Raw genomic sequence first — 12,201 nt, 5'->3', positions numbered from 1 at the left:
TGCCCGTTGATATCAGTCCTGAAACGGGACGGGCTTACGGGTGGTGCCGGGCTATAACGTCCCGTTTTCGTTTCTGACACGCAAAAATGCGCCGTCAGCCTTCGCTGCGGACGCGTCCTATTTTGTATCTGCGTGAAATCTTCTCATGATTGCCTCCTGAATTGCTGCTCCTACAAAAAGGAAAAGCCCGCATCATGCGGGCTTGCTTTTAAGGTGGTTGGGCTTTCGGGCCGGCTCTTCTCCGGCCCCCCGTCTTTTCATTGACTCTTCTGCCGCTATGTTCCTGTATCAAAATAAACCTCCTAATTTGCATGGCCTATCTTAGGGTCTTATTCCGCTTGGGTCGGATAGCCCGGTTGGCTTCTTTGTGGCGGCCCCCGCTCGTGCGGATGATCGCTTCTTTCAGTCTCCGGCCTTAAGGCTCTTCTTATTGTGCAGGCTTCTGTATATTCCGCCATTTTGTGTCTCCGATGGTTCCGCCCTTCGGTGACACACACAACTTGTACCATCTTGTATTTCGGGTCAACCCACTTGTTTGTGTTTTTGTAAAAAAAGTTGTACCCACAAGAAAAACAATAAGGGCAAACTAAATGTCACGACTTTCCGAGACTATTGCAGCGGCTGCCGACCGCAAGAATCTAAGCCAAGCTCAGATGGCTACCCTTTTCGATATGAGCCAGCAGGCTGTGTCAGAGCTACTGCGGGGCAACACTGCATCTCCCCGCAAATGGAGGCGAATCGCCGAGGTTCTCGAGATCGACGAAGACGCGATGCGCGAGCTGATGGCTGAGGCAGGAAAGGAAAGCGTCCAGGTTTCTGGCGACATTCCATTCGGCGACCTTGTCGGCAATTGGCTTAGCACTGGCAATCGCGGTGTGGCTCATGCTCCTGAAGCGCGAATCGGCCTCCCGATCCCGACAAATCCCAAGGAGCGCATGATTCCTGTGCTTGGCGAAGCCGTAGGCGGGATCGATGGGGAATATAGCTTTAATGGCCACATCCTGGATTACGTCGCCTGCCCGCCTTCACTGTCTAACGTGAGCAATGCCTATGCGGTCTATATCGACGGCGAGTCGATGTTCCCGCGCTACAAGTCCGGCGAGACGGTTTACGTTCATCCGACTAAGCCGGCGCGGCGCGGTGACGATGTCATTATCCAGATCAAGCCAGCCTCAGAGGACGTCCCCCCTCTCGGGTACGTTAAGGAGTTTGTCGGCTGGACGACCACAGAGCTCGTGCTGAAACAGTACAATCCAGCCATTGAGGTGCGATTCGCGCGCGACCTAGTCGTCAGTGTTCACCCGATCGTCCTCGCGGGAAAATACTAGAATTCCTGATTTACAATTTTTACCCGTTGACGCCATCGGGTAAACGATCTACGTTCTCCTCATCGCACCACCGATGCGATCCGCGTCACCACCGCGGACCACCACAGAGGAGACGACAGCAATGTCAAACGCAGCAAGAAGAGCCCGCCTCGAAGATATTCACCACGATGAGGCGGGCTCCTACTCCCCGCGAAACTACGCATCTTCTGCCGAGCCCATGCCTCGGCCTGACCACAAGGCGAAGCGCCGTGGTCGTCCGACCGGCGAACGCCGTGTCAAAATCCGCTGGAACAGGCGGGAGGTCGCGTGATGGCGGCCGGCGATCGTAATCGCATCACCATCACTCCTATCCAGCAGATCCAGCTCGATACGCACCGCGATATTTCGCAGGCGGTCACGTTCGCTCTTGTCGTGGTCGCCTTAGCGTTCGCCATTGGCTTCCAGCTGGCTGAATGGGACCGCGCGATGGAACTCGCGAAGATCTAACCGCCACCAACCAACCACCACCAGAAGGAGACCATCATGAGACAGCATGAAGCGAAGAAGCTTGCCCAGCAGTTCCACAACGACTTCACTCCGACCACGCAGGAAGACACCCTGCAGGTCATCGCCAACCTTTCCCCTGACACCAACACGCCGGCCGTGCTTGCACAGGTCGCCAAATGGCATGAGGCGCCACGCCGTCGTGGTAGCCGCCACCGGGTGATTGCCTGCGCGCTGCGCGTTGCCAGCGGCACAGTCGCACCGCGTGCGGCAAACGACAACGGCCATCAGCAGCGCCGGCGGGCAGCCTGATGCGCGCGGATATCAAGGGGGCGGCTTCGGCCGCTCCTGCTTCAGCTGATAGTGATCTGGCTGCCGCCTCTATTTCCAAAGTCGAGGCGACAGCCCAGACGTTTGCCACCCCTATCTCGAAATTCGGGGAACATGCGTCCGACCTCCCGATTGCAAAGCCAGGAGGAGACCCGAGCTTAGCCGTTGGCAATTGCGTGGGCTTTCAAGATCGCGACGAATTTGCTGGATTGTGCCAAAAAGCTGACTGGATGACACCCGCACCCCAGACACCTATGGCCGCATCAAAGGCTGATCGCGGGGGCAGCGACCAGCCTCTAGACTCGATGAGCAGGTACGAGCCCGCTCTACAAGGCTCTCAGGGAGTTATGGTTCCACCCGAGCATCAGGTGGATGGAAGGCCAGCAATAGGGGTGCGCCGACCTTCCGAGGACGCAGATGCCAAAAGCGCTTGCGACGGCGCGTCTTTAACGGATCGCCCTTCCGATCACTACATATCAGCAGATGTTAATAAGCTCGGCAGCACTCAGAGCGGGAAATCGCTGCCGCAGGAAGCATCAATGGACAGTTATTCCTTTGGTCGCGACTTCGTTGAGCGTTCGCGCCAGAGCGAAAGCGACGTCTTTCCGCAGCAAGACCATCGGCACACCCTCGATAAGGAAGGCCAATCCGGTGGCGTTTTCGATAACGCTCCATCCGCTCGCGGTTTCCTCAACAGCGCTGTAACGCACCCAGTCGGCATTAGTAGTCATGAAGCGGCTCGAAATGGCGAATTGAAAGGAGGGCCCGCACCGGTCAGCCCAGGCGCAGGCCTTCGGCGGAACACAGTACATGGCTCACGAGAAATAGAGTCTCTCGATGTTGCTTCAATACCCGCGCCCGAAAACCATGTGGCGGGTGTGCCAGAAGATCTTTTGAAGCTGACGTTTGCCATTCAGCACAACCCGAATTGCCCATCGCAATGGCTGGTTCGCCTTCCCGGCAAATCCGGCTCCATCGACATGAAGCCTTATCGGGATCTGATAGGCATCGTCCCGCATCAGACCGGCGACATTCTCGGTTTCGGGAAAACACTCGACGAGGCGGCGCGGGCAGCACTCGCAGCTTCGGAGGTTAAGCCATGACCAGCAACACAAATCTTGCCGAGATCGTTGATCGGCTGCGCGTCAGAACTCGGCCATCGTATGGGTATCAGCCGCTTATGGACGAAGCCGCAGACGCGATCGAGCACCTCCAGGGTGAGCGCGACCACTTCTATAAGCAGTGGAGGTCTTGCTGGGCTCCGCTCACCCCCAGAAGCGAAGACGAGAAACGCGGGCTCGAGCGTGTTCTTGCAATCCTCAAGTCCAAGCTCAGCGACGGCGGGGGTATTGTCGGCGTGTCAGACGTCCAGCGGGCTCACAACGACTACTATCGCGGCCGGCGCTTGGCCTTCGAGGAATGCGCCGCAATGCTGCGTCTCGCCTTGGAAGCAGAAAGCCCATCACCCCAATCGAGGGCGACGGGTACCCCAACTACCGCCCAAGGCTCCCCTCGGAGCGGCAAGCTATGAGTTGCTCCTTTAACTCTTCGAGCGCCGCAGACGTCAAATATGCACCTTCGTGCAGCGCATCGGCTTGCTCTCTGTCCTTGATGTCTTCCACAGCTATTTGGACGAGCCTCAAGCGCCGGATGACTTCATTCGTTTTGTCGATTAGGTCAACGAACATGATTATCTCCTTCTCTGATGTGTTCGCCTGTAAGCGGAACATCCGGAAGCGCGCGCCGCAATACCGTAGATCTTGCAATGTCCCATCTGGGCAGCGGGTGCGGGTATTCGACAGCGAGGTCACAACATGACCGCTGCCAACGACAACTCCCCTCGCCTCGTGGGCCGCCGCGAAGCCGCTGCCTATCTGGGGATCGGCGAGTCTACGTTCTCTCTCTGGGTGGCCACCCACAAAATGCCGCCAGCGGTGCCTGGCACACGCAAATGGGACAGAAGAGCGATCGACGCCAAGTTGGACGAGATCAGCGGCTTGACGGCCGCAAACGACAACGTCGAAGATGAATTCGATAAATGGGAGCGCGAACGTGACGCGAGAAAAGCTCAAGGGACTGGCGACGGTAAAAAAGCGCCTCGCAAGCGGTAAGACCATTTCCTACTGCTACGCTTGGCGCGGCGGCCCTCTCCTCAAAGACAAGGCTGGACGGCCTTTGCAGCCCGGCGATCCGCTTCTGATGCGTTCCTTCGTCGAGGCGACCAAGGATCGTTTCGTGGAGCCCGGCGAAAACATGAACAAGCTGATCACCGAGTACAAGGCGTCAGCCGACTTCACCAAGACAGCGCCAAAGACGCAGAAGGAATACAATCGCTACCTGGACCAGATCCGCGACGAGTTTGGCGACATGACGTTGCCAATGCTGCAGGACAAGCGCGCTCGCGGCAAGTTCAAGGAATGGCGGGACACGATGGCCGACCGGCCTCGCACCGCGGATCTAGCCTGGTCGGTGCTCGCACGCGTCCTCTCGTGCGCAAAGGACCGCGGCCGTATCACAATCAACCTCGCGGAACGCGGCGGCAGGCTCTACAGCGCCGACCGGACGGAGAACATATGGACTGACGACAAGCTTGAGGCGCTTTTCGCCATAGCGTCGGCTGAGATCAAAGCGGCGGTGGTAATGGCTCTATGGACCGGCCAGCGTAAGGGCGACCTCCTGACGGCTCCGTGGAGCGATTACGACGGCTCCTCGATCAAGGTGAAGCAGAGCAAGACAGGCGCCCGCGTGAAGATCCCGATAGGCGGTCCGCTGAAGACGCTCCTGGACGGCATGCCTCACATCTCGCCGGTGATCCTCACCAGCATGAAACACAAGCGGCCTTGGACAAAAGATGGGTTCAACACCAGCTGGTCGAAAGCAAAGAACAAGGCTGGCTGCGCGGACCTCACATTCCATGACCTTCGAGGGACCGCGGTCACGAGGCTTGCGATTGCCGGCTGCTCGACAGCGCAGATTGCGTCCATCACTGGCCACAGCCTCAAGGATGTCGAATCGATTCTCGACACCCACTACCTCGGCGGCAAGACGACGCTTGCTGAACAGGCGATCGCCAAACTCGAATCCTTTGAGGCTGCCAAGACCCAGAAATAAAAGAAGCCCGCATCGAGCGGGCTTTCTCTTGTTCTGGTTGTATCGCTAGAACGTTCGAAGAACGATTTTTGCAAACCACCATCAATTTCTGCAAACCGACCAAGAGGATAGACCCGCTAAGTGGTTGAAATTGTGGTGAGAGCGCAGGGGTTCGAACCCTGGACCTACTGATTAAAAGTCAGTTGCTCTACCGGCTGAGCTACGCTCTCCCAAGGGCGCGTCAATCCGCGCCCCGAAAGTGGGCGGAACATATGCAGGCGAACCCCGGTGGTCAACCCGGGTTTTCTGCAAAAATTTCATCTTTCCCGCACTTTAATGAACGGACTTGCCGTTTTCTTCTTCTTCGAACAGCACGGCGGCATCCGCATTGGCGGAAAGTCGCACAATTCCACCCTCAACGTCGGCCACGAGGCCCAATGAGACGAAGTGATGATGGCCTTCATGGCTGCCCTCACCGCTATCTTTCTTGGTCAGCTTGATTCGATTGCCTTCCACGCGATCGACCGTGCCCACGTGAGCACCGTCCGCGCCGATGATTTCTGCATGCTCACGAATGTCTCTGGCGTTGATCATGACGATCTCCTTTGCATTTGCGCGATGACAACGCAGCAGCCGGCGGAAGGATGCATCATGTGGCGTATCCACGTCCGATCCCGCAAAACTTACCTAGAATTCACTAGGTTTCGCCCCTGCCCCATGTCATGCAAAAGCTGAAAGTGCACGCAGCATGTCACGCGAATGGGTTCAATCGCGAGCAGAAGCCGACAGGGAGGATCGTGGTGAACATTTCCAACAAGCCGGATCCGGCCGGAAGAACCGCAGGCGCGCCAGACCTCGCCGCCATTCTCGCGCAATCCGGCAGCGGGAAAAAGCGTTCGCGCCGGCTCGTCTGGCCGCTGGCACTGGTGATTCTTCTTGGCGGCGGTTATGCTGGCTACAGCTATTATGCGGGCACTGGTCCGCGCTTTGATTACAGCACAGAAACGCTCAAAAACGGCAACCTCTCCGTGATGGTGACAGCCACCGGTTCGGTGCAGCCGACCGATCAGGTCGATGTTTCGAGCGAATTGTCGGGCACCGTGCGCAAGGTCAACGTCACCTATAACAGCGCGGTGAAAGCCGGCGACGTGCTGCTCGAACTCGACACCAACAAGCAGGAAGCCGACGTGCAGAGCGCACGCGCCCAGCTCGCCTCCGCAAAAGCCAATGTGCTGAAGGCTGATGCCGAGCTCGCGTCTGCAAAAGTATCGCTCGATCGCCTGACCGGTCTCGTTAACAACCGCATCTCCAGCCAACAGGATCTCGACGCGGCGCGTTATGCATACGAATCGGCCGAGGCCACCAGGTCGGTCAACGAAGCCACGGTGCTGTCGGCACAGGCCAATCTGCGGCTTGCCGAAATCAACCTGTCCAAGCTGAAAATCCTCTCACCGATCGACGGGACCGTGCTTACCCGCGATGTCGATCCCGGTGCCACCGTCGCCTCCTCGCTCAATGCCCCCGTCCTGTTCACCATTGCCGGCGATCTCAAGCGCATGGAGTTGCAGGTCTCGGTGGATGAGGCCGATGTCGGCCAGGTCCGCGAGGGGCTGGACGCCACGTTTTCTGTCGATGCCTATCCCAACCGAAAGTTTCCGGCACGGATCGAGGCGGTGCGTTTCGCCTCCGAAACAGTCAACAATGTCGTGACGTACAAGGCTATTCTGACCGTCGACAATGCCGATATGCTTCTGCGTCCGGGCATGACGGCGACGGCCGATATTACCGTCGAAGCGTTGCAAGACACTTTGCTCGTGCCCAATGCCGCGCTGCGTTATTCGCCGCCGATGCAGCAGGGCGCGCGTGGCGGCAATCCGCTGACGCGCCTGTTCAGCCCGCCACGCCGCCCTCGCGGCAATCCCGGGCAAGGTGGCGAGGCAGCGCAACGTGACGGTACCCGCACCGTGTGGGTTCTGCGCGACGGTGCCCCTCAGCGTGCCCGCGTGACGACCGGGGCAACCGATGGCCGATTTACCGAGGTGAAATCCGGCGAACTCAAGCAAGGCGATCTCGTCATCACCGACGCAACCGCCCGCAACGGCTGAGCCGCCATGACAGATGCCCCGCTCATAGAATTCCGAAAGGTCTCGAAATTTTACGGTCGCGGGGAAGCGACAATCCGCGCGCTCGACCATATCGACCTGTCCATCCGCACCGGTGAGTTCGTGGCCATTATGGGCCCTTCCGGTTCGGGCAAATCGACAGCGATGAACATTCTCGGCTGTCTCGATACGCCCTCAGCCGGCGACTATCTGTTTCAGGGCATTTCCACGTCCGGCTTCGGGCGCGAACAATTGACGCTGCTGCGCCGCCACATGCTCGGCTTCGTTTTCCAGGGTTTTAACCTTCTTGCCCGCACGTCTGCGGTAGAAAATGTCGAACTGCCGCTGGTCTATCGCGGCATGGATGCAAAACACCGGCGCCAGCTTGCCATGCAGGCGCTCGAACAGGTGGGCCTGAAAGGCCGCGAAGGCCACACGACGCAGGAACTGTCAGGCGGCCAGCAGCAGCGCGTGGCCATCGCTCGCGCCATAGTCACCAGCCCGGCAGTGCTGCTGGCGGATGAACCGACCGGCAATCTCGACACCCGCACCAGCGGGGAGATCATGGACCTGATCACCGGCCTCAACCGCGATCAGGGAATCACCGTCATCATGGTCACCCACGAGGAGGATATCGCCGCCTACGCCAAGCGCCTGCTGCGCTTCACTGATGGTCATCTCGTCGCCGACGAGCAACAGGCAAGCGAGGCGAACCATGTTCTTTGAAACGGCAAAGCTCGCCTGGCGTGCCATCAGCCGCAACCTCTTGCGCTCTTTCCTCACCGTACTCGGTGTCGTCATCGGCGTTGCTGCCGTCATCGCCATGGTCACGATCGGCAACGGCACCACTGCGCAGGTGAAACAGGAGCTGTCACGGCTCGGCACCAACACATTGTTCGTACGGCCGGGTCAGTGGGGACCGGGACGCGCCAGTTCGGAGGCGAAACGATTTACCGATGCCGACGTGGAGGCGATGCGTTCACAGATCAGCGGCTTGCGCGCCGTCGCCCCGGTCAATCGCGGCACAGCCACCGTGATCGCCGGCGGCCAGAACCATTCCTCCAGCGTCATCGGCACCACCAATGATTATCTGGTGGCACAGGACTGGGATATGGCGCTTGGCCGCAATTTCGAGCCGACAGAGGACCGTGGCAGCCAGGCAGCCTGCATAATCGGTGAAACACTCCGCAAGGAACTGTTCGGCGCCGCCAATCCCGTCGGTCAGACGATCCGCGTCAGCAACATCGCCTGTCCGGTGGTCGGCGTCCTCAGCGCCAAGGGCCAGTCCGGCATGGGCGACGATCAGGATGACACCGTGATCATGCCGCTGAAACTGCACCAAAGACGAATCGGCGGCACCACGACCATCAGTTCCATCACGCTGTCCGCACAGGAGGGCATATCCACCGCCAAGGTGCAGACGGATGTCCAGAACCTGCTGCGCGAACGTCGCCGCATCGCCATTGGCCGCGACGACGATTTTTCCGTCAACGACATGACCCAGATCGCCTCGGCCATGACGGGAACGACCGTGCTTCTCACCGGCCTCCTCGGCGCGGTCGCCGCCGTCAGCCTTCTGGTCGGCGGCATCGGCATCATGAACATCATGCTTGTTTCGGTGACGGAACGAACGCGGGAGATCGGCATCCGGCTGGCGATCGGCGCCGTCGAGCGGCAGGTGCTGACCCAGTTTCTGGTGGAGGCGGTAATGCTGTCCGTGTTCGGCGGTGCGACCGGCATTCTCACCGGCGTGGCGCTCGCCTACGGTGTCGTGACCTACCTCAACGTGCCCTTCGTGCCGAGCCCGACGATCATCGCGCTTGCCTTCGCATTTTCTGCCGCCATCGGCATGGTTTTCGGCTATTTTCCGGCCCGCCGTGCGGCGCAACTCAACCCCATCGAGGCGCTGCGCCACGAATAGAAAAGGGCCGCGATGGCCCTTTAAATATCTCGTGCGGATTGGAGACAGGCCTCAGACGGCAGACGCCTGGCCTTCACGGCTTTTGGCCAAGGCTGCCAGATCGGCCGGCTTCAACTCCACCGATTCGCCGCAGCCGCAGGCCGACGTCTGGTTCGGGTTGACGAATATGAAGCCCGAGCGCATCTGCGTCTGCTCGAAATCCATCTGCGTGCCGAGGAGATAAAGAACCGCAGACGGTTCGATCCAGACCTTTGCACCGCCGAATTCGACCAGATCGTCCTTGGCATTCGCCTCGGTGACGAGATCGATGGTATATTCCATCCCTGCGCAACCGCCCTTCTTGATCCCCACGCGAATGCCTTGGGCATCCGGTCCGGAATTGCCAACGATCGCGTTCACACGCGCCGCTGCGGCTTCGGTCATCGTCATCACTGCAAAGCCCATCGGCTCATTCTCCTTGCACATCCGGGTTCAAGGCCCGACGGTTATGCCGTCATATCTAATGTTTGCGCTTTTGCAAAACAAGCGGAGGTTATTCCGGATCGGTGGGTGGCCAGCGCTGCGCTCCATGTAAAATACGGAGAACCAACGGATCGCTGTCCAATATGTATACGGCGAAATACGGTGTACCAATGATCAGAAGCTCGCGGGTATTCTCCGGTTTTCCTATGCGTCCGAGATTCGGGAAATCGCGCAGGCGATCAACCCGGTCTTCAATCAGTTGTTCAATTTTTTCCGCCGCAACGTGGTTTGCAGCAGCGATAAATGTGATGATCTCGTCAAAATCTGCTTCCGCAGCAGTAGACCATCGAATGTGCCTCATCCCGCAGCTCTGGCTCGGATGATGGCAAGCCGTTGGTCGCGCCTCTTCTTATGCTCATCATCGTCAACAATGCCGACCGTGCCATCGGCAAGACCGGCCAAAGTCTTCTGAACTTCCGCACGGAACCAACGGTCATGCTCTTCTGCAGAACATTCAGTTCCGGGCGGTGCCCAAAGCATATTTTGTGTTTGGCTTTCATGCCAAACAGCCAGTGCATCGTTTATAATTTCATCGGCAGACGTATAGAGGCCGGCATCGACAGCCTCTTTCACTGCGGCCATCAAGTCTGCGGAGATATCGACTGTAACTCGCTGGCTATCGTCCATTGCAAGGCCTCCTGCCGCAATTTTAGTCGATGAGTCGACTGCTGACAATCAGCCGATCAATACCATCCGACAGCCACCTGCGCCTCTTCCGACATGCGCTCCGGTGTCCACGGCGGATCAAACGTCATTTCCACCTCGACGCCCGACACGCCTTCAACCGCGCCGACAGCATTTTCAACCCAGCCCGGCATTTCGCCGGCAACCGGGCAACCCGGTGCCGTCAGCGTCATGGCGATCTTCACCATGCGGTCGTCCTCGATATCGATCTTGTAGATCAACCCGAGCTCAAAAATGTCGGCCGGGATTTCCGGATCATAGACGGTTTTCAGTGCCGCGATGATGTCGTCGGAAAGTCGTTCCAGTTCATCCGCGGGAATGGCGGAATCGATGATGCCTTCGCGGGCATCCCACTTCGGTATATCCTGGTCCATGGCCTCAAAAATCCTCAGGCAAAGAAATTGCGCGCGTAGTCGAGCGCATCGGCGAGCGCGTCCACCTCGGCACGGGTATTGTACATGCCAAAAGATGCACGGCATGTGGAGGTTACGCCAAAGCGTTTCAACAGCGGCATAGCACAATGTGTGCCGGCCCGCACCGCAACACCACGGCGGTCGATCACCATCGAAACGTCATGGGCATGAATGCCGGCCAATTCGAACGAAAAAATGGCGCCCTTGCCCGGTGCATTGCCGATGATCTTCAACGAGTTGATTGCCTGTAGTCGCTCGGTCGCATAAGCGGTCAGATCCGCCTCGTGGCGGGAAATCGCCTCGCGGCCGATCTTCTCCATGTAATCCAGCGCGTAACCAAGTCCGATCGCCTGCACGATCGGCGGCGTGCCGGCCTCGAAACGATGAGGCGGCTCGTTATAGGTGACAAAATCCTGATCGACATCGACGATCATTTCGCCACCGCCCATGAACGGACGCATCTCCTTCAGTCGCTCGGTCTTGCCGTAAAGCACACCGATTCCCGACGGGCCGTAAAGCTTGTGACCGGTCATCACGAACCAGTCGCAATCCAGATCACGCACATCGATCGGCATATGCACGGCACTCTGCGAGCCATCCACCAGAACAGGAATGCCGCGTTCATGCGCAATCCGGCAGATTTCCTTGATCGGCACCACCGTGCCAAGCGCATTCGACATGTGCGTAATGGCGACGAGCCTGGTCTTTTCCGTCAGAGACTTTTCGAACGCCTCGATATGGAAAGCGCCTTCGTCATCGACAGGTACCCACACCAGCTTTGCACCCTGGCGTTCGCGGATGAAATGCCATGGCACGATATTGGAGTGATGCTCCATGATCGAGAGGACGATCTCGTCACCCTCGCCAATCTTCGGCATGCCGTAACCGTAAGCGACTGTGTTGATCGCCTCGGTCGAATTTTTGGTGAAAACGATCTCGTCGATCGAACCGGCATTGAGAAACTTGCGCACCTTTTCGCGCGCTGCCTCATAGGCGTCAGTGGCCGCGTTCGAGAGATAATGCAGGCCGCGATGCACGTTCGCATATTCGTTCGAATAGGAATGGGAGATCGCGTCGATCACCGATTGCGGTTTTTGCGCAGATGCGCCGTTGTCGAGATAGACGAGCGGCTTGCCGTGCACCATGGTCGACAGGATCGGGAAATCCCGCCTGATGGCGTCAACGTCGTAAGCGGCCGGGGTAATCTGATCCATCGATAAGCCTTTCTGATTTCGCTCACGGGCGAAATTCCGGCAGAATCTCTATGCTTGTCGGAGAGCGTCACCGCTATACCGGCGCCATCGCCGGGCCGAACCCGGCAAGGAGCA

Annotated in this window: 16 protein-coding genes and 1 tRNA gene; 10 read left to right on the top strand and 7 right to left on the bottom strand. The window is 58.5% G+C overall.

The genetic code is table 11. The annotated features are described in order from the left end of the window. Positions 1 to 590: 590 nt before the first annotated feature. The 7 genes from AAIH70_RS11460 (at position 591) to AAIH70_RS11430 (ending at position 5,252) form a co-directional block, all read left to right on the top strand. A complete protein-coding gene (locus tag AAIH70_RS11460; RefSeq protein ID WP_430034083.1) occupies positions 591 to 1,328 on the top strand; it encodes a LexA family transcriptional regulator in 738 nt (245 codons plus the stop codon). A 309-nt stretch (positions 1,329 to 1,637) separates the two neighbouring features. Next, a complete protein-coding gene (locus AAIH70_RS11455) occupies positions 1,638 to 1,814 on the top strand; it encodes a hypothetical protein (RefSeq protein ID WP_430034080.1) in 177 nt (58 codons plus the stop codon). A gap of 36 nt (positions 1,815 to 1,850) precedes the next feature. After that, entirely contained in the window at positions 1,851 to 2,123 is a 273-nt protein-coding gene (locus AAIH70_RS11450) for a hypothetical protein (protein ID WP_132272351.1), read from the top strand. Beyond that, on the top strand, positions 2,123 to 3,244 hold the full coding sequence (locus AAIH70_RS11445) for a hypothetical protein (protein WP_430034078.1): 1,122 nt from the start codon (positions 2,123 to 2,125) through the stop codon (positions 3,242 to 3,244). Before AAIH70_RS11450 ends, AAIH70_RS11445 begins: the two co-directional genes overlap by 1 nt. After that, positions 3,241 to 3,672 (top strand): hypothetical protein, encoded by a 432-nt coding sequence (locus AAIH70_RS11440; RefSeq protein ID WP_430034077.1) that lies wholly within the window; start codon positions 3,241 to 3,243, stop codon positions 3,670 to 3,672. The genes AAIH70_RS11445 and AAIH70_RS11440 overlap by 4 nt, the downstream gene beginning before the upstream one ends. A gap of 283 nt (positions 3,673 to 3,955) precedes the next feature. Continuing rightward, complete coding sequence (locus AAIH70_RS11435) at positions 3,956 to 4,252, top strand: helix-turn-helix transcriptional regulator (protein WP_430034075.1); 297 nt, start codon at positions 3,956 to 3,958, stop codon at positions 4,250 to 4,252. Next, the gene (locus tag AAIH70_RS11430) at positions 4,194 to 5,252 is read left to right on the top strand and encodes a tyrosine-type recombinase/integrase (protein ID WP_430034073.1); all 1,059 of its coding nucleotides are present in this window, start codon (positions 4,194 to 4,196) and stop codon (positions 5,250 to 5,252) included. The genes AAIH70_RS11435 and AAIH70_RS11430 overlap by 59 nt, the downstream gene beginning before the upstream one ends. Before the next feature lie 133 nt (positions 5,253 to 5,385). On the opposite strand, the gene AAIH70_RS11425 is transcribed toward AAIH70_RS11430, so the two are convergent. Both AAIH70_RS11425 and AAIH70_RS11420 read right to left on the bottom strand, forming a co-directional pair. Next, positions 5,386 to 5,461 (bottom strand) — tRNA-Lys (locus AAIH70_RS11425). Between the two features lie 103 nt (positions 5,462 to 5,564). Next, positions 5,565 to 5,825 (bottom strand): DUF2171 domain-containing protein, encoded by a 261-nt coding sequence (locus AAIH70_RS11420; protein ID WP_430034071.1) that lies wholly within the window; start codon positions 5,823 to 5,825, stop codon positions 5,565 to 5,567. A 206-nt stretch (positions 5,826 to 6,031) separates the two neighbouring features. Here AAIH70_RS11420 and AAIH70_RS11415 point away from each other — a divergent pair, with 206 nt between their 5' ends. The 3 genes from AAIH70_RS11415 to AAIH70_RS11405 are packed head-to-tail and all read left to right on the top strand — an operon-like array spanning position 6,032 to position 9,254. Beyond that, positions 6,032 to 7,336: an efflux RND transporter periplasmic adaptor subunit gene (locus AAIH70_RS11415; protein WP_430034069.1), complete on the top strand. Its 1,305-nt coding sequence runs from the start codon at positions 6,032 to 6,034 to the stop codon at positions 7,334 to 7,336. A gap of 6 nt (positions 7,337 to 7,342) precedes the next feature. Beyond that, on the top strand, positions 7,343 to 8,059 hold the full coding sequence (locus AAIH70_RS11410; protein WP_132272345.1) for an ABC transporter ATP-binding protein: 717 nt from the start codon (positions 7,343 to 7,345) through the stop codon (positions 8,057 to 8,059). Continuing rightward, a complete protein-coding gene (locus tag AAIH70_RS11405) occupies positions 8,049 to 9,254 on the top strand; it encodes an ABC transporter permease (protein ID WP_132272344.1) in 1,206 nt (401 codons plus the stop codon). The genes AAIH70_RS11410 and AAIH70_RS11405 overlap by 11 nt, the downstream gene beginning before the upstream one ends. Before the next feature lie 51 nt (positions 9,255 to 9,305). Here the strand turns inward: AAIH70_RS11405 and sufA are convergent, their stop codons facing one another. The 5 genes from sufA to AAIH70_RS11380 form a co-directional block, all read right to left on the bottom strand. Further along, complete coding sequence (gene sufA, locus AAIH70_RS11400; RefSeq protein WP_132272343.1) at positions 9,306 to 9,698, bottom strand: Fe-S cluster assembly scaffold SufA; 393 nt, start codon at positions 9,696 to 9,698, stop codon at positions 9,306 to 9,308. 88 nt (positions 9,699 to 9,786) lie between these two features. Continuing rightward, positions 9,787 to 10,077, bottom strand: coding sequence for a type II toxin-antitoxin system RelE/ParE family toxin (locus AAIH70_RS11395; protein ID WP_132272342.1), 291 nt, complete (start codon positions 10,075 to 10,077; stop codon positions 9,787 to 9,789). Beyond that, on the bottom strand, positions 10,074 to 10,403 hold the full coding sequence (locus AAIH70_RS11390) for a hypothetical protein (RefSeq protein WP_132272341.1): 330 nt from the start codon (positions 10,401 to 10,403) through the stop codon (positions 10,074 to 10,076). Before AAIH70_RS11390 ends, AAIH70_RS11395 begins: the two co-directional genes overlap by 4 nt. 56 nt (positions 10,404 to 10,459) lie before the next feature. Further along, a complete protein-coding gene (locus AAIH70_RS11385; RefSeq protein WP_112729364.1) occupies positions 10,460 to 10,834 on the bottom strand; it encodes an SUF system Fe-S cluster assembly protein in 375 nt (124 codons plus the stop codon). 14 nt (positions 10,835 to 10,848) lie between these two features. Next, positions 10,849 to 12,087, bottom strand: coding sequence for a cysteine desulfurase (locus tag AAIH70_RS11380; protein WP_430034066.1), 1,239 nt, complete (start codon positions 12,085 to 12,087; stop codon positions 10,849 to 10,851). Positions 12,088 to 12,201 lie beyond the last annotated feature (114 nt).

The sequence above is a fragment of the Neorhizobium sp. BT27B genome (genome assembly GCF_050455485.1).
In the GTDB taxonomy this organism is placed as follows: Bacteria; Pseudomonadota; Alphaproteobacteria; order Rhizobiales; family Rhizobiaceae; genus Neorhizobium.
Note: the sequence above shows the minus strand (reverse complement) of the source record. Positions and strands in the feature narration are given on the sequence as shown.

Bases quoted from the DNA above. Each gene is read 5' to 3' on its own strand.
- AAIH70_RS11455 (WP_430034080.1), top strand. From the start codon at position 1,638: ATGGCGGCCGGCGATCGTAATCGCATCACCATCACTCCTATCCAGCAG.
- AAIH70_RS11390 (WP_132272341.1), bottom strand. From the start codon at position 10,403: ATGGACGATAGCCAGCGAGTTACAGTCGATATCTCCGCAGACTTGATG.
- AAIH70_RS11420 (WP_430034071.1), bottom strand. From the start codon at position 5,825: ATGATCAACGCCAGAGACATTCGTGAGCATGCAGAAATCATCGGCGCG.
- AAIH70_RS11460 (WP_430034083.1), top strand. From the start codon at position 591: ATGTCACGACTTTCCGAGACTATTGCAGCGGCTGCCGACCGCAAGAAT.
- sufA (WP_132272343.1), bottom strand. From the start codon at position 9,698: ATGGGCTTTGCAGTGATGACGATGACCGAAGCCGCAGCGGCGCGTGTG.
- AAIH70_RS11405 (WP_132272344.1), top strand. From the start codon at position 8,049: ATGTTCTTTGAAACGGCAAAGCTCGCCTGGCGTGCCATCAGCCGCAAC.
- AAIH70_RS11410 (WP_132272345.1), top strand. From the start codon at position 7,343: ATGACAGATGCCCCGCTCATAGAATTCCGAAAGGTCTCGAAATTTTAC.
- AAIH70_RS11385 (WP_112729364.1), bottom strand. From the start codon at position 10,834: ATGGACCAGGATATACCGAAGTGGGATGCCCGCGAAGGCATCATCGAT.
- AAIH70_RS11380 (WP_430034066.1), bottom strand. From the start codon at position 12,087: ATGGATCAGATTACCCCGGCCGCTTACGACGTTGACGCCATCAGGCGG.
- AAIH70_RS11445 (WP_430034078.1), top strand. From the start codon at position 2,123: ATGCGCGCGGATATCAAGGGGGCGGCTTCGGCCGCTCCTGCTTCAGCT.
- AAIH70_RS11450 (WP_132272351.1), top strand. From the start codon at position 1,851: ATGAGACAGCATGAAGCGAAGAAGCTTGCCCAGCAGTTCCACAACGAC.
- AAIH70_RS11435 (WP_430034075.1), top strand. From the start codon at position 3,956: ATGACCGCTGCCAACGACAACTCCCCTCGCCTCGTGGGCCGCCGCGAA.
- AAIH70_RS11440 (WP_430034077.1), top strand. From the start codon at position 3,241: ATGACCAGCAACACAAATCTTGCCGAGATCGTTGATCGGCTGCGCGTC.
- AAIH70_RS11395 (WP_132272342.1), bottom strand. From the start codon at position 10,077: ATGAGGCACATTCGATGGTCTACTGCTGCGGAAGCAGATTTTGACGAG.